Genomic DNA, 17,188 nt, shown 5'->3' with positions numbered 1-17,188 from the left:
GCAAGGGGCTGCAAAAATAGCAATTATTTAGAATTATCCAAAAGCATTTGCTGATTTTTGACTTTCTCTCCTGGAAAATCTATTTTTATTAGCTAAACAACACTTTCATGCAAACCTGCTATCGACTGCTTGCTATAGCTGCTATAGCCCTGGGCGCCTGTAACCGGCCAGGGAAAAATGCTGCAGCCCTCGAAGATTCCACCGCCATTAACACCATTTCCCAGGAAAGCTTTACCAGACATCTGCAGGTACTGGCCGCCGATTCGCTGGAAGGCAGAAAGCCTTTTACAGCCGGAGAGGAAAAAACCATCCGCTACCTGGAAGCGCAATTCAAACAACTGGGACTTAAACCCGGCAACGGCGACAGCTATCTGCAGGAAGTACCCATGGTAGAGATCAACTCAGTACCCGCCGGTCCCCTGGTATTCAAAGGGAAAAGCGGAAAGCTTTCCCTCAACTACCTGGACGATTATGTAGCCACTACCCGCCACGTCACACCACAGGTACGCCTGAATAACAGCGAACTGGTATTCGCGGGCTATGGCATTGTAGCGCCGGAGTACAACTGGAACGACTATGCCGGACTTGATGTAAAAGGCAAGACCGTGCTCGTGATGGTAAATGATCCCGGCTTTACAGACACCACCCTTTTCAAAGGAAAGAACATGACCTACTATGGCCGCTGGACCTACAAATACGAAGAAGCAGCCAGGCAGGGCGCAGCCGGTGTGATCATCATTCACGATACTGCTCCTGCCAGCTATCCCTGGGCAGTAGTAAGAAGCGGATGGTCTGGCGCCAAGCTCTATCTGCAGACCAAAGACAACGATATGTCGCGCGCCGCCATGGAAAGCTGGATCACCCTGGATGCCGCAAAAAAATTATTCCAGCTGGCAGGCGTATCTGATACGCTGTTACAACAGGCGCACAAACGGGGCTTTAAACCGGTGCCCCTTCCGGTTACTGCATCTGTAGTGATCAACAACAAGCTCAAAAAATCCACTTCCCATAACGTGCTGGCAGTATGGCCCGGCGCCACCAGGCCCAATGAATACATTATCTACTCCGCCCACTGGGACCACCTGGGTATCGGGGAAGCTATCAAAGGCGATTCCATTTATAACGGCGCAGCAGATAACGCTACCGGCACCGCTGCCCTGCTGGAGATTGCCGCTGCCTTTACCAAACTGAAAAATCACCAGGGCCGCTCCATCCTGTTCATTGCCCTTACAGGCGAAGAACAAGGCCTGCTGGGATCAGAATACTACGGCACTCACCCGGTGTACCCGGTTGACAGCACCGTGGCAGACCTCAACATGGATGTGCTGAACACCTATGGCAGAACAAAGGATATCACCATTGTAGGCCGCGGACAATCAGAACTGGACGATTATGCAGAACGTGCAGCCGCCAAACAGGGACGCACCATATCCCCCGAAGAAAATCCTTCGGGCGGTCATTTCTTCCGCTCAGACCATTTTAATTTTGCCAAAGTAGGTATTCCCGCCCTGTACACCGGCAGCGGTACCATATCACTGGAACATGATACCGGCTATGCAAAAATGAAGATCGAAGAATATGGCCGCGACCGCTACCACTCACCATCCGACCAGTTTGACAATACCTGGGAACTCTCCGGTATGGTAGAAGATAGCCAGCTGCTGTTTGATATCGGGCTTACCCTGAGCAATGAAACCACTTTTCCAAAGTGGAAGACGGGATCTGAATTTAAGGCCGTAAGGGAAAAGAAATAACAATCGAAAAAGTAGTCTTCAAGCGGGAGGCCGTATGCCAGCTGGCATACGGCCTCCCGTTTTATATAAAGTTCATGTATCTATCTTATAACGATATAGTAACCCTATAAAGAGTTACTATATCGTTGCTATATCGTTACTATATCGTTACTATATCCGGGAGTGTAAGTGCCAGATCAGGGCTTCAATCGCGCTACAAAACCGCCACCTTCTCCAAGCGACAGCTTTATCACATCTCCCCGTTTGTAGATCTCCTGTGAAATATCTACCGCCGCAGTACTGTCTTTGCTATCCCGCACCACCATCGCCTGGTAATTTCCATCTTTTAATAAAGATAAGGGTATTTCCAGTGTACGTGGCGCTACTCCATTCATCACCGCAATAAACCAGGTATCGCCTTTGCGGCGGGCAAAAACGGCCGCTTCTCCAATAGCAGAACCTGGCAAAACAATCGTTTCATCCCATACCGAAGGAATGCTTTTGATCATGTCTACCGCAGGATTGCTGAGTATATTGGCCGGATTAGCGCCGTACGTAAGCATGGGCGCATCGAAAATAACAGCGCTGGCGATCTGCTGCGCCCAGGTAGTGTTTTTACGGCGTTCTCCAAAATGTACCGGCGTATATTCCGCTGCACCTGCCAGCCAGCGGGTAAAGGGCAGGGTGGTGTTGTGGGTGGCCCTATCTGGCAGCTTACTGGCCTCCATGCCTTTTACTGCTTCACGAGTCAGCTCATTGGGCCAGGTGCGGGACAAGCCAGTGGGCTTGTTTGCGCCGTGAAAATCCACTACCAGCTGCAATTTAGCGGTTTCTTCCAGGATAGCGTTGTACAGGTCGATGGTTTCTTTTGCCTCATGATCAAAGAAGTCGATCTTGAGGCCGGCAATACCCAGGCGATGGCAACGTTCAAACAGCTCGTGCCGGAATGCTGCATCATGTAGTGTTTTGGAGTGCTGCCATACAATGATGCCTACTTTTCGCTGAGCGGAATATTGCACCAGGTCCCTGATCTCCTCATCGCTCCATTTAGACCAGAAGCCTTCCAGTATGTTGTATTCAAAACCCAGTTCAGCAGCCATCCCGGAGAACGCTTTCATGTTCTCTACCGTGCTGGCGCCGCCACCGTCCAGGTATTTCCATACCGCGCGGCCCGGCCGTACCCAGGAGGTACGCCCGCCCTGGGGGAAAATGGCCTTATCGGGCGGCGGACAAAGATTATGTACTGCGTCGCAGTTCACCAATGTATTCAGATCGGTACCGGCCATCACCACCCGCCAGGGCGTTGTAATAGTACCACTTACCGCTGCCGGCTGGGCCAGGCGCGCTGCCTCTTCTTTGCCATACCGGAGCACATAAGGATAAGATGCCGGCTGATGATGCGACAGCCTTACGGTAAACCCGCCTTTGCCGTCTGCCTGCAGGCCCATGCCACTGTAGTTTTGCAGATCCGCCTCGGTAATAGAGGCATATCCCGCATTGCCAGGCAGTTTGAAGGTAAGGGGCGGGGCTGCCCATTCGCCTGCCGCTACAGCGCTGAGTTCCTTCCTGCTGTGGATGCCTTCATAATGCATGGACGCCAGGTCATGAAACCAGGTAACACTGCCGGCGGGCAGCAGGAAGCTGGTGGCTTCGTCAGGCACCCGTTGTTCACCTTCCTTGCCAGGCACGATCAGGCGGAAAGCCGCTGCATCGTTGAATACCCGCAGCTCCAGCGTATAGGCAAGACCACTCTTATGCCGCAGGGGCAGTTTCATGCCATTGCATTTGTTCACCGCCGGTGTATGCGCACCATACCAGTCGTAAGTTTCGTTGATCTTATACGGTGCTCCTTTGCCGATGCTTACATCTTGTGTGATGTTGACGTTATCTACCTGCATGCTAAGGGGCGCCCAGCCGGTAACTTCCTGTTTGTTGAGGGTGATACGGAACATCAGCTGGTGCTGTTGCAGCCTGATATGCAGCTGTAAATGCCCATCGGGACTGCTAAGCGCCGGGGGATCTGCCACTGCAGCACGGGTAATAGCGGGGAAGATGGCTGATATGGCCAGGAACAGCCACTGGTAAAGGGTAGCTTTCATAACTATGGACTTTTGACAACAATAATACACCTTAATACAATCGATTGCAATAAATGTGAAATAAGCGTGCTTTTTTGATAAAAACGTATGACCCGAGGAAAGGACAGGTATTTCACTTAAACGAACAGATCAATAAAGTTGTAATCTGGAACAGGCGTGAAGCCCGCCAGGGGCCTAAATTAGCGGCGCTTTTATATTTTACTTATTTATATGGAATAAGTGACTAAATTTGCGCTCTAATATTTGATTTAACTGTTATGCGTACTATTACACTTAAGAGAGTTGTAGTCACTGGATTGGGAGCATTAACACCAATAGGGAATGATGTTAACACTTTTTGGAATAATATGAAGGCTGGCACCAGCGGCGCCGCCCCTATCACCCGTTTTGATACCACCGAATTCAAGACCAAATTCGCCTGCGAACTGAAGGATTTCGATATAGAAAAGTTCATGGAGAAAAAAGAGGCTCGCAAAATGGACCTTTTCACCCAATATGCAATGGTAGCCGCACAGGAAGCCATTGAACATGCAGGCATTCACCAGGACGGTATTGACAAGACCAAGATTGGCGTTATCTGGGCCTCCGGCAACGGCGGTATGCAAACCTTCGAAGACCAGATCGTTGAATTTGCAGCGGGTAGCTTTGTTCCGAAGTTCAATCCTTTCTTTATTCCCAAGCTGATCGCTGATATTGCTGCCGGACAGATCGCCATCAAATATGGTTTCATGGGCATCAACTTTTGTACGGTATCTGCCTGCGCTTCTTCGAGCAGCGCACTGGTAGATGCGTTCAATTATATTCGCCTGGGCAAGGCTAATATCATTGTGGCAGGTGGTTCTGAAGCGCCCATCACCCGTGCAGGCATTGCCGGTTTTAATGCGCTGAAAGCGCTCAGCACCCGCAACGGTGACCCTACCACTGCTTCACGCCCCTTTGATACAGACCGTGATGGTTTTGTAATGGGCGAAGGCGCAGGCGCCATCATCCTGGAAGAATATGAGCATGCCGTAAAAAGAGGCGCTACCATCTACGGAGAAATGATCGGCGGCGCTATGACAGCTGATGCTTACCACCTCACTGCCACCCACCCCGAAGGATTGGGCGCCAGGAATGGTATGGCAGAAGCACTGGAAGATGCCGAGCTGCAGCTGGAAGATGTTGATTACATCAACGGCCACGCTACTTCTACCCCCGTGGGCGACGTGAGCGAGCTGAAAGCCGTTACCAGCCTCTTTGGCGATCATGCTGCCAAACTGAACATCAGCGCTACCAAATCTATGACAGGCCACCTGCTGGGCGCGGCCGGGGCCATAGAAGCAATTGCCTGTATCAAAGCCACCCAGGAAGATATTGTGCCTCCTACCATCAACACAAAAGAACTGGGCGAAGGCATTCCCACTAACCTCAACCTGACAATAGGTAAAGCACAGCAACGTACTGTAAACGTAGCCATGAGCAATACTTTTGGTTTTGGCGGTCATAATGCCATCGTGGTGTTTAAGAAGTTCAAAGCTTAATATAAATAGTGAGGCCGGACTGATCACTCAGCCCGGCCCACTTTCTTATACTCAGTGTTAGCCCATATTATTTTTACTTACGCTCCCTTCATCAGTTTCAGCGTCTTTGTGCCTCCTTTTCCTTCCAGCCGTATCAGGTACATACCGTTTTGCAGGAAACGCAGATCTTTTACCACTTTTCTGTCTGCCGGTGCAATATACCAGCGGCGAATGACTTTTCCATCCATATTGAGCAAAATCATGGTATTATAACGGTTTTCCGGCAGGTCAACAGTCACCTCTCCTGCTGTTGGATTGGGATAGACGATGGCGGCGCCTTTCTCCTCTTCAGCCGGTATCTTCTCCCGGCTCACCCCCTGCCTGGCAAAATTAGCGCTTGTGTCTTCTGCACAGTTATCTATGCTGAACCAGTTAAACTTAAAGGTGCCTGATTGCGCATGGATACCCGTATAGGTTAAAGCAGGTAAGGTCATCGTATCTGATATGGTCTTCCATTGACCACCGGTAGACGGTATATCAATATAGCCAAAGTTCATACCGCTATGCCCGATCCAGATCTGCGCCGGAACCGTAGTAGATACCCTGATACGAATATTATATCTGCCGGCTACGGGCACGTTCAAGGTATTCCAGGTGAACCAGTCGCCAGACCAGATGCCGGTGAAATTCTGTCCGCCGCCTACATCCGTGCAGGTTTGCAAGGTGGGACGCGTGGTACGATTGTTACAGCTTTCTGCTTCGTATCTGCCATTCACAGAACAGGTAAATGCCATTGTTACCGTGGCAGTGGCGCTGATGCTGCCCACAGTGGCTGTTACCGTTACATTACCGGCTGCAGTACCGGCGGTAAAAGCTCCAGTTTGTGTGACAGCAGCCGTTGTATCGCTGACTGTCCAAACCGGTGATATCGTCATCAGACTATCCATCTGATCGTAACCTTTAGCGGTAAATTGCTGCGAAGCATTCACTGGCACCGTTACGGTATCAGGTATAATCACTATGCGTGTGAGCACAGGCGCGGGCCTTACGGTTACCAGCACTGAACCGGTCACAGCGTCTGCTGTTGCTGTAACTGCGCCTGCGGTGGTTGTATTGACATTACCCGCGGTAAACAGACCGCTTGCATTGATGGTACTGCTGTTGAGCGTAGTAGCCCATACCGGTGTTACAGACATCACACTGCTGTCCTGGCCATATGCCACAGTCTTGAACTGTTGTGTATTGCCACTGATCAAACGCAGGCTGTCTGGCGTTACCACTACCCTTGACACGGTAACGGAATCAGCCCGCACAAAGCGCAGCCAGTTAAAGTTCCAGCCGGAAGCATTGGATTGTATACGGATGGTGGTATTGCCGGCGCGCAGATTAACCGGCGCAGATGTGACCGTGATCCATTTCTGCCATCCGCCACTGGCAGGTAAGGGCACTGTTGTAAGTGTAACTGAATCCAGCATCACCCGCAGGCTGGTGGCATTGTTCATGGCGGTGCGGAACTGTATACGATAATTGCCGCTGTCTGGCACTGCTATATCATATTCAAACCAGGTGCCGCTGCCGATATAACTCACGTCGCGGCCACCGCCTATATCCGAGGCAGGCTCTGTACAACAGGAATTGGAATTATCAAACAGTTCAGCTTCGATCTTTGCCGGTATCGGTTTGTAGTTTGTAGGGCGCACCGTTGCAAAGGCAGTGCCGGAAACGCTTACGCTATCTACAGTAGCAGTAGCAGTGATCACCCCCGAAGATTGTATGGTGGCCAGACCATCCGGTGTAATGGTATTGCCGGTACCGCTGATGCTCCATACCGGGTTAATGGTCATGGTATGACCGTTCTGATCATACGCCGTTGCTTTATACTGCTGGGTCTTGCCCGGTAAGAAAGATACGTCTGCAGGCGTTACCAGGATACTATCCAGCACTGGTATGCCCAATCCTTTCTGGTATACGCGCACATAATCCACCATCATGCTGTCCGGCCAGTCTGCCTCCACGATGGAGCCTCCCATACCACCGCCGATGGCTACGTTCAGGATAATATGGAATTTTTGATCGAAGGGCCAGTCTTTCCAATCCGTATAGGGGTTTACGTAAGTGTACACATGGTTACTGTCGTAAGTGAAGCGCAATGAATCCGGGGTCCATTCTACTGCGTACACATGGAATGCAGTGGCCACATCCGGGATGTTCTTTGAAGCGGAGAGATGTCCGCCGTTGGTCCAGTTATTATTCTGCGTATGTACGGTAGAAAGCACGGTACCCAGGTTATTGCCTACATGTTCCATAATATCGATCTCACCGCTTTTGGGCCAGCCGCCATAGGCGCTGGTAGTAGGCATCAACCAGATAGCCGGCCAGGAACCGCGCGCTTTGGGCAGTTTAGCCCTTACTTCTATTTTGCCATAGAGCAGGTCCATTTTATTTTGCGAGATCAGTCTTCCTGACGACCATGGCTCTGTGGTATTGCCATTGGGGAAATCCTTCTTTCCTTTGATGATCAGGTTTCCATTTTCTACGCGAATGTTGTCATGCGTAGTATCTGTATACACCTGTTGCTCTCCGTTGATCCATCCTTTTGGCTTGGGATCAACGGTCCACTTACTACGGTCGGGCAAACCGTTCACATTAAATTCGTCTCCGTATACCAGTGACCAGGCAGGATTGCCTTCAAACACTACTTTCCCTTTAGTGAGGTAGCGGGCCGTATTGGCGTTCGCTACTTCTGAGGAATCTACCTGGATCTGCAACAGCGCACGGGAATAAACAGCGGCAGAATTGCCACTGAGCGTGATGTAGGCGGTGGTATCGTTCGCACGCTGTACATTGCCAATGCTCACGCCGGGAGGCAGGTTGAGCGCTGTCCAGTGGTAGGCGCTCAGCACAGGTTTAAACACCGCGGCATTGAGCTGCGCTTTTAGTACGGCGCCATTCTCCTGTCCCATAGCAATGGACGTATCGGCCAGGGTGATCGTTACCGGATTCGGCGCCTGTACCAGGTCAAAATACAGGATGCCACTGGCCTTTTTGCCATCAATAAAATGTACTTCCACGCGGTTAAAGTCTGTACGGTCTTTTACGCTCTGGAAGTTGTAGACAGCTTCCTCCCAATGGTTCACCCGGCTCACCTTGTAGGTGAAGAAAACGGCTTTGTTATAGTCATTGCCCGGCTGCAGCTTGAACATGATCTCATCTGTCGTGCTGCTGTACACCAGCATTTTAAACTGGCTGCTGGAAGAGAGATCGAAGGTCTCTGCCAGGGTAACACCAGTGCTCATGTACTCAAAACAGCTGGTGTCTTTGGTAAATTTAGCCACCAATGGGCTGGTGTTCAACCCTGAGGGATTAGGGTTGGCTACACCAAATTCTACTTTGCCGGTGGCATTGGCGCCGCCGGCATAATAGGTCCACTTGCCGGAGGCGGGGCCATGGCCTTCCATATCATCCAGCAGCAGATACTGTGCGTTCAGTTTACTGCATAGCAGTAAACCGAACACCATGAAAAGTGTTGCAATAGTTTTCATAACGTAACGTTTTTTGGAATTTATAGGTTCGGGTTGATCAATACATCGTTACCTGGAATAGGCATATGATACTTTTCATGCGTGATAGCGCCCGGCAATGGCTGCAGGTCGCCCTGATCCTTGCCTGTGTTGGCGTTCTCCACCATTTCCAGCCGTACCAGGTCGAACCAGCGGTTCCACTCGCCGGCAAATTCCCATCCTCTTTCTGCGACTACTGCGGCTGCAAAAGCGGCGCCTGAAAGCCCCGGCTGCAGGTCTGCCAGACCCGCGCGGTGGCGTACCGCATTGACAGCTGCGTAAGCTTCCGCGTCAGGCGTGCCCGTAGCCCTGGCCTGCGCTTCTGCATAGATAAGCAGCACATGCGCGTAGCGTATCATGATAACAGGGTTGTTAGACATATAGGTGGCGGGGTCGCCAGACTGTATGCGGAACTTTTTATAATAAGGGTGTTTGGTGGTGACATTCTGCCAGCGGATCGTATCCCCCTTCACCACAAACTCGGTGGAGAAAGTAGCATCCTTCCTGGAGCCTGCGGGAAAGTTGTTAAAGAAATTCAGCTCAGGAAAGAAATCGCTCCAGCCGCCTTCGTTCTCGGGCATGGTAGAAAGGCCGTAAAAAGAATTGTAGGTAGACCACTGTCCGCGTGTAAACAAGGTAAACACATCCTCTACAGTGCCGCCGGCAAAAATCTTTTGAAAGCCATCCTGGTACAGGTCAAATTTATAAAGCGCCTTATTGTCGATCACTTCTTTTGCCTTGGCGGCAGCCTGCGCATATTTAGCCGCGTTCTTCAAGGGCCAGCCGGCCTCCGTGAGATACACATCGGCCAGCAACGCTTTCACAGATCCTCTGTTGGGCCTTCCCGGGTCGCGCTTCTTATCTGTTACCCATTGTTCAGCCATGCCCAGGTCTTCTTCTATCAGTTTATAGATCTCTGCAACCGGGCTCTTTTTTATCTGCAGCAGATCAGGTGTGTATTCTGCAGTGGGAATGATGGGCACCTCGCCCCAGCACCGGGTGAGCCAGTAATAGCACAGCGCCCGCAGAAAATAAGCTTCACCAACAATGGCATGAATATTTGCTTCGCTGCCATCCTGTACTGCTTCATAATTGTTGATGATGTTGGTAGTAGATTGGATGGTTTTGTAGCAGCCCAGCCAGATAGGCGTCATGCGGCTGTTGAGCGATGACACCTTGAAGAGATCAAACTCGCGGAATTCTTCCTTGTTAGAGCCGGGGTGCGTAGTAAGATCATCTGCGCCCATGGTCATGGCAATCTGCGAAACAGTGGTAAAACCGCTTTCCCATGGCACCATCAGGCTGCCGTAAGCGCCAGTCAGCGCTGATTCGAGCCCGGCCATGTTACTAATGGCGGCGTTACCGGCCACCAGTCCTCTCGGGTCTTCTGTAAGTTGTTTGCTGCATCCGCCAAGAACGAACAAGGCAACAATAAGGTATATTTTCTGCATAGTATCTTTTTTTTCGGATGATGATCAAAAGCTGATGGAAACGCCGCCGGTATATATTTTGGCGTTGGGATAAGATCCGAAATCAATGCCCTGCCTTATATCGCCGGCAGATGAATTGGCTTCAGGGTCTATACCGCTATAACCGGTAATCGTAAAGAGATTCGTGGCGCTTATAAACAGCTTTACACCTACGGTGTTCTTCAGTTTTGCTTTAGGGATGTCGTAAGACAGGCTCACGTTCTTCAGTCGCACAAAATCTGCTTTTTCCAGGAAGCGGCCGGATTGTGTAAAGTTGCGGTTGGTAGAGCTGAACGCAGGAATGTCGGATGTTTCATTTACACCAGGGATGTACCTGTTTAGTATATCCACATGCGTAGCTTCGCGCGCATCGCCGCCGTGATACATAGCTGCTGCCTTGTTGTAGTTCAGTTTATCAAATCCGAGCAGGCCCTGGAAAAACAGGTTTAGCGTCCAGGCGCGATAGCTTACAGTATTGTTCCAGCCGATGGAGGTACGTGGCATGCCTGTACCGATCACGCTGTAATCATTCGCATCGATCATACCATCGCCGTTAATGTCTTTGTAACGGGCATCACCGGGCACGGCGCCATAAGCTGCTGCACTGGCTTTATCGCCGGGTTTCCAGGTGCCCAGGTAGGTAAGCCCCCAGATGGCGCCTAATGGCTGTCCGGGCATGATCACAAACTCCGACTGCGGCGACATACCGCCGCCTATCCTGCGGGTGTTAGGGTCAAAAATGCGTTGCGTGGTAGCGCCGATAGATGTTACCTTATTACGCAGGAAAGAGAAATTAAGGCCGGTATTCCAGGTAACAGGACCTTTGTCGATCACGTTACCTTCAATAGAAAATTCCCAGCCCTTGTTCTGCACTGCACCTACGTTACGGGTAATGGTATTGCCGCCCAGGTATAAAGGCAGCTTTTCGTTCAGCAGCAGGTCGCGGGTATCTTTTACAAAATAGTCAGCGGTCAGGGAGAGCCGTCCTTTCAGCAGGCCGATCTCAATACCTGCATCTTTTTGTTCGGTGGTTTCCCATTGCAGGTCGGGGTTGCCGATATTGCCCAATATAATACCGGTCTGGAAAGTGGAATTGGTAAAAGATGCGATCCTGTTGGAGTACGAAGAAATGGTACTGTAAGGCCCTACACCTTCACTGCCGGTAAGGCCCCAGCTGCCGCGCAGCTTCAGGTAGCTGATCACCTGTTGTTGTTTCAGGAAAGCTTCTTCTGTGAGCACCCAGCCGGCCGATACGGAGGGGAAATAGCTGAAGCGGTTCTCTTTGCGGAATTTGGAAGAACCATCGCGGCGCAGTGCGGCAGAAAACAGGTACTTATGCTGATAGTCATAGTTGGCGCGGCCTACCAGTGAGAACAAGGCCCATTTGGAATAGCCGGATTGCGGGTTGCCTGCCGTGCCCTGGGTTAAGTTATCCCATTTAAAGGATTCATACGTGAGGTTCGATGCCCCTGCATAGGTATAGTTATAAGTAGATTGCTGGTATTCCATCACCGCGGTGAGGTCTATGTTATGCCCGCCGTTAAATTCTTTGCGGTAGTTGAGCATATTGGTGTTCTGCAGCCGTACTTCCTTGTTGTTGCGCACGTTGGCGATAGCGCTGTTGGAGTTCACTACTTTACCTGCAAAATTCTTGTTCTCATATTGCAGGTAGTTAGCGCCGTACTGCAGGTTAAAGGTAAGCCCCGGAAGCAGCTCAAAGCGGAAGCCGCCAATGGCGTTGGCCAGCATACGGTCTGTTACCGCCAGCTGCTCTGTTGTGAGCGCAACAGGATTGTAGAAGACGGAACTTACCGGGTCGGCAACGGTGTATTTGCCGCCGGCATCGCGTACGGGCACGGTAGGCGACCAGGTAATGGCCTGGGCCAGCGGGCTGTGTGGCCCGTCTGCCGGGATGTCTACATTCTGTGCGGTGCTGTAAGAACCGGTAATGTTCAGGAAAGTGGAGACGCGGTTGCTCAGTTTCGAATTGATATTTGAACGCAGCGTATACCGTTTATAGAAAGAGTTGTTGATCACGCCATCCTGGTTCAGGTAGTTCCCGGAGATGAAGTACCCTGATCTGTCGTTACCGCCTGCAAGGCTCAGCAGGTATTCCTGTGCGGGCGCTTTTCTGAAGATCTCCTTCTGCCAGTCCGTTCCGCCATTTTTGTAGAATTCGTCTACCTGCGCAGCCGTGAAGGGAGGGGTAGTATTGGTAGCGGAAGCATGTGCGTTGGCGGTAGTTGCAAAATCTCCTGCGTTCAGCAGGTCCAGCCGGTTGATTACTTCCGAGGTGGAAAAGCGGGAGGTGAAGCTCACTTTCAAGCCGTCTTTACTGCCTTTCCGTGTGGTGACGATGATCACGCCGTTGGCGCCTCTGCTGCCGTAGATAGCGGTGGCAGAAGCATCTTTCAGCACCTGGATGCTTTCAATATCATCCGGGTTGATAGCAAAGAATTCGGCGCCCACAAAACCGTCTACTACATACAGGGGCCCGTTCTCTCCATTGATGGAGTTGGCGCCACGAATGCGTATGCGTACGGCGCCGCCCGGAGAGCCTGCAGCATTGGTTACCTGCACGCCGGCAGCTCTGCCCTGCAATACCTGGTCCAGCCGGTTCACCGGCTGATCCCGGAATGATTTGGTGGAAATGGAAGTGATGGCATTGGTCAATGAACCTTTTTTCTGCTCTCCGTATCCTACTACCACCAGCTCATTGAGGCCGGCGGCCATCGCCTTCATAACAATGCCTATCTCATTTCTGCCGTTTACCATCACTTCCTGTTTATCAAAGCCGAGGGATGAAACAATGAGGGTGGCGTTAGCGGAAGGCACGTTGATGGTATAACGTCCGTCTGCATCGGTCACTACGCCGTTGGAGGTACCTTTTACCTGTATGGTCACACCGGGCAGCGGTTCTCCTTTTTCATTGGTAACGCTGCCTTTTACAGGTATTTCTGCCACAGGCGGTGGTTGTGGTAAAGGGATAACAGGCCTGCGCTTTACGATCACAATCTTGTTATCAATGGTATAGGTAAGCGGCTGGTCGCGGAAACAGAGGTCCAGCACCTGTTGTAAGGGCGCGTTTTTTACATCGAGGCTTACTTTTTCTGCGCCTGATAATTGTTCGTCGGTATACAGGAAATAGTAGCCCGTTTGTTTCCTGATCTCTTTAAAGATGTTCTCCAGGCTGCTGTGCTGCCTGGACAAGGTGACGGTTTGTGCATGCCCTGCCGCGTGTACCTGCAGAAAGGCAATAGTGATCAAAAACGCCGTTAATTTCATGATCAGTACCGTTTTGGCTGATAATGCCGCGCTTTGGGAAAAAAGCGTCAATTGCATACTTTTGTATGGTTTAGGTAAATAAGGAATAATTGCTGAACGATTGTTTTTTATACCTGAGCGTTACCGGGAGCGGTGCGAACGCTTCCGGTTTTTTTATTAGCTGTTTTTTACGGTGATACAATGATCCTGTTGCTCTCTATCGTAAAATGTACTTCCCCTGTTAATTCCATCATTTTCAACACCTGCGATACCGGCACATTGCGCGGGATAATGCCCCTGAAGTGGGCGGGCACTGCGCCCCTGTAATCCACTTCTACATTATACCAGCGCGCCAGCATACGCATGGCGGCTTTGATGTCTTGTCCCTCAAACTGGATGAAGCCGTTCTTCCAGGCTACTGCTTCCTCTGTATTGGCGTCCTGCAGCACGTCCATGCTGCCGCTCTCCCTGTATACGCGGGCCTGCTGGCCTGGCTGCAGCTGACGGCTGCTGCCATTGCGCGTTACTTTCACAGCGCCTTCCAGCAGGGTGGTTTTCAGCACGGCTTCGTCATCATAGGCCATGATGTTGAAATGCGTGCCTAACACTTCCACCTCCATTTCTTTTGATGCGATGCGGAAAGGCATCCCTGCATTTTTAGCTACTTCAAAATAGGCTTCGCCGGAAAGCTCCACGCGCCGTTCGCGCCCGGTAAAGGCGGTAGGATAGCGCAGGCTGCTGGAGGCGTTGAGCCATACCTGGGTGCCATCCGGCAGGGAGATGCGGAACTGTCCGCCCCTTGGCGTGGAAATGGTATTATACAGCAGGGTAGCGGATGCAGATCCTGTAGCATTGCGGTAGGCCAGCTGACCGCTATCCAGTTTAATTATATTGGTATTGCCCTGTTGTGCAAGCTGTCCGGCTCCGGCGCTGTCCAGTGGTATCTGTGTACCGTCTGCCAGTGTTAATATGGCCCTGTTGCCGCCGGGGGCAATGTCATTTTTAGCAGCCAGGGAGGCGAGGGCAGGCGGCGCAGGTTTGGTTGCCGGCCTTTGTAACCACTGCCAGGCTGCTACCGAAAGCAGCGCGGCTACCGCCGCTACTGCCGCCCAGCGCCAGCCATGCAGGCGGCGTATTTTCTGCGGTGTGGAAGGGGCGGTCTCCTGCGGGCGGTCTGACAGCAATATTTTAGTGGCGATATGATCCCAGTAGTCCTGATCATAGGGCGTATCCCCCGCCGGCAGCTCTGCTTCCAGCTGTGCAGCTATCTCACTGGCAAGGCTGCCCGTAGTATCTGCTTTGAGCAAAGCTGTCAGTTCTTCCAGTTCGGCGTCGGTGGCCGAATGGTTTGTTGCCTGGCGTATCAGGTAAGCCAGTCTTTCGTGGATATTCAAGCTATTAAATATTTGTTTTTCAAACGCGGTAAACGAAATTTAATAAGTCCCCATAGTAACAGACGCGCAACTTTTCATTTAGGACCTATCGGACTGAAAAAATTTTTTTCACAGCTTCAGCAGCCATAAAACAATCATCGGGATGAAATGTCCGGATTGCTCGATACGTTTCCGGATGATTTTCAGCGAGGATACGAGGGAGTTCTTTACTGTGTTGGGAGAAAGCATGAGCGCTTTGGCAATTTCGGGTATGCGCAGCCCTTTTTCCCTGCTCATCACATATATGCGACGGGCCTGCGGAGGCAGCTGTTGTACGGTTTCGGCTACCAGGTGCAGGATCTGGGTATAGGCCAGGCGCTCTTCAGTAGGATTGTGCACGTCTTCCGTATCCTGCCGGGCTGCAATGATGTCCATTGCTTTGGTATGCACGCCCTGGCGGCGCAGATAAGAGAAAGACTGGTAAAAAACGATGCGTAACAGCCAGGAACGGGGATTTTCGATCGCCGTCAGCTTGTCCCTGCTGATCCATAAGCGCAGGAAGGTTTCCTGTATAATATCTTCTGCAACGGTGGCGGTCTTGATGATATGCATGATCAGTGGGCGCAGCTCCGGCACGTACCTGTGAAAAAGCAGGCGGAAAGCCGTTTCGTCCCCTTCTGCTATTAACCGGAACAGCTCAGTATCAGTGTATGACTGTTTATGCATACCGGAACTAAAATAATTAATAATTGCATAATCCCTATATGGCTTTTTTCGTTATCTTTCTTATATGTTACCCTTATCGAACTTATCCACGTGCATTGCCCTGTGTTGCCTGCTTGGAGCCGTTCCCCTTATCGCACAGCAAAAAGAGGTGAATCTGACAGAGGCTAACGTTCCGGCTTATACGCTACCGGATCCATTGCGTATGCCTAATGGAAAGACCGTCACCACCGTAAGGCAATGGAACGAGATACAACGTCCGTACATTTACGAGCTTTTTGAGAACAATGTTTACGGGCGTTTCCCCCGTACTCCCGTGCAGATGACGTTCAAAACCACCCGCACAGACCCCGCCGCCCTGAACAATATGGCTACCTGCAAACAGGTGACCGTGTATCTTTCACAGACAGATACCACTGCCCAGCTGCATTTGCTGTTATACCTGCCCAACCAGGCAAAAGGGCGGGTGCCGGTTTTCCTGGGCATGAACTTTTATGGCAACCAGTCTGTGATCAATGATAACTCTATTCCCATCACCACGCATTACACCGTAAAAGGGCCGGGCATTGTTGACAACCATGCCACTGAAGCCTCGCGTGGTTCCCAGGCTTCGCAGTGGCCTATCAGGGATATTATCAGCCGTGGTTACGGGCTGGCCACCTTTTTCTACGGCGAAATAGAGGCCGACAAGGCAGATGGCTGGGAAACCGGCATACGTACCAAACTGAAAGATGAATTGCATATACAGCCACAGGAATGGAGCGCCATGGGCGTATGGGCATGGGCGTTATGCCGTGCGCTGGACTACCTGCAGCAGGATCCTGGTGTGGACCCGATGCAGGTGATTGTGATGGGCCATTCCCGGCTGGGAAAAGCCGCTCTCTGGGCCGGGGCGAGCGATACCCGCTTTACAATGGTGATTTCCAATGAGTCTGGCGAAGGAGGAGCTGCCCTTTCCAAACGCTGGTATGGAGAAACGGTGGGAGTGATCACCCGTGCCTTCCCGCATTGGTTTGCACCTGCTTATAAAACCTATGCCAGCAATACAGACGCACTACCGGTAGACCAGCACATGCTGCTGGCGCTCATCGCCCCGCGCCCTTTGTATGTGGCCAGCGCTTTAGGCGATCAATGGTCAGACCCCAAGGGAGAATTTCTGAGCGCGCTGTACGCTGAACCTGTATACCGGCTGTTTGGTAAACAAGGCCTGGGCACAGACCAGTTTCCGCGCATACAGCAGCCCACCGGAGAATTTATCCGTTATCACATCCGCGCCGGCAAACATGATGTAACGCCCTACGATTGGGAACAATACCTGCAATTTGCAGGCAAGCATTGTACCCTTTATCACCCATAACACATTTTAATATATTACACATAGAAATATGATATAACGGTGGAAACATTTGATCTGGCGAGCGTGTTAACCTTTTAGCGGCATTACAATTGACTATGCCACATCCGCTCA

At 51.3% G+C, this 17,188-nt stretch carries 9 protein-coding genes; 3 read left to right on the top strand and 6 right to left on the bottom strand.

Features of this window, described 5'->3' with window-relative positions; genetic code table 11:
• Positions 1 to 107: 107 nt before the first annotated feature.
• Positions 108 to 1,754 (top strand): M28 family metallopeptidase, encoded by a 1,647-nt coding sequence (locus ACR9Y8_RS20610; RefSeq protein WP_481215138.1) that lies wholly within the window; start codon positions 108 to 110, stop codon positions 1,752 to 1,754.
• A gap of 176 nt (positions 1,755 to 1,930) precedes the next feature.
• On the opposite strand, the gene ACR9Y8_RS20605 is transcribed toward ACR9Y8_RS20610, so the two are convergent.
• Positions 1,931 to 3,832 carry a glycoside hydrolase family 97 protein gene (locus ACR9Y8_RS20605; RefSeq protein ID WP_481215137.1) on the bottom strand — a complete coding sequence of 634 codons (1,902 nt, stop codon included), beginning with the start codon at positions 3,830 to 3,832 and terminating at the stop codon, positions 1,931 to 1,933.
• A gap of 257 nt (positions 3,833 to 4,089) precedes the next feature.
• Here ACR9Y8_RS20605 and fabF point away from each other — a divergent pair, with 257 nt between their 5' ends.
• On the top strand, positions 4,090 to 5,352 hold the full coding sequence (gene fabF, locus ACR9Y8_RS20600; RefSeq protein ID WP_481215136.1) for a beta-ketoacyl-ACP synthase II: 1,263 nt from the start codon (positions 4,090 to 4,092) through the stop codon (positions 5,350 to 5,352).
• A 77-nt stretch (positions 5,353 to 5,429) separates the two neighbouring features.
• Here fabF and ACR9Y8_RS20595 read toward each other — a convergent pair whose 3' ends face one another.
• The 5 genes from ACR9Y8_RS20595 to ACR9Y8_RS20575 all read right to left on the bottom strand — a co-directional run bounded on the left by ACR9Y8_RS20595 (position 5,430) and on the right by ACR9Y8_RS20575 (position 15,723).
• The gene (locus ACR9Y8_RS20595; RefSeq protein WP_481215135.1) at positions 5,430 to 8,873 is read right to left on the bottom strand and encodes a carbohydrate-binding protein; all 3,444 of its coding nucleotides are present in this window, start codon (positions 8,871 to 8,873) and stop codon (positions 5,430 to 5,432) included.
• A gap of 20 nt (positions 8,874 to 8,893) precedes the next feature.
• Positions 8,894 to 10,342, bottom strand: coding sequence for a RagB/SusD family nutrient uptake outer membrane protein (locus tag ACR9Y8_RS20590; protein WP_481215134.1), 1,449 nt, complete (start codon positions 10,340 to 10,342; stop codon positions 8,894 to 8,896).
• 24 nt (positions 10,343 to 10,366) lie between these two features.
• Positions 10,367 to 13,702, bottom strand: a complete 3,336-nt coding sequence (locus tag ACR9Y8_RS20585; protein ID WP_481215133.1) for a TonB-dependent receptor — start codon at positions 13,700 to 13,702, stop codon at positions 10,367 to 10,369.
• A 110-nt stretch (positions 13,703 to 13,812) separates the two neighbouring features.
• Entirely contained in the window at positions 13,813 to 15,018 is a 1,206-nt protein-coding gene (locus ACR9Y8_RS20580) for a FecR family protein (RefSeq protein ID WP_481215132.1), read from the bottom strand.
• Positions 15,019 to 15,126: 108 nt separating this feature from the next.
• On the bottom strand, positions 15,127 to 15,723 hold the full coding sequence (locus ACR9Y8_RS20575) for an RNA polymerase sigma factor (protein ID WP_481215131.1): 597 nt from the start codon (positions 15,721 to 15,723) through the stop codon (positions 15,127 to 15,129).
• A gap of 64 nt (positions 15,724 to 15,787) precedes the next feature.
• Here ACR9Y8_RS20575 and ACR9Y8_RS20570 point away from each other — a divergent pair, with 64 nt between their 5' ends.
• Complete coding sequence (locus tag ACR9Y8_RS20570; protein WP_481215130.1) at positions 15,788 to 17,077, top strand: alpha/beta hydrolase family protein; 1,290 nt, start codon at positions 15,788 to 15,790, stop codon at positions 17,075 to 17,077.
• The last annotated feature ends 111 nt before the right edge of the window (positions 17,078 to 17,188 follow it).

The organism is Chitinophaga sp. SVR4-12A (assembly GCF_056754765.1).
This window is presented reverse-complemented; position numbering and strand designations above follow the sequence as displayed.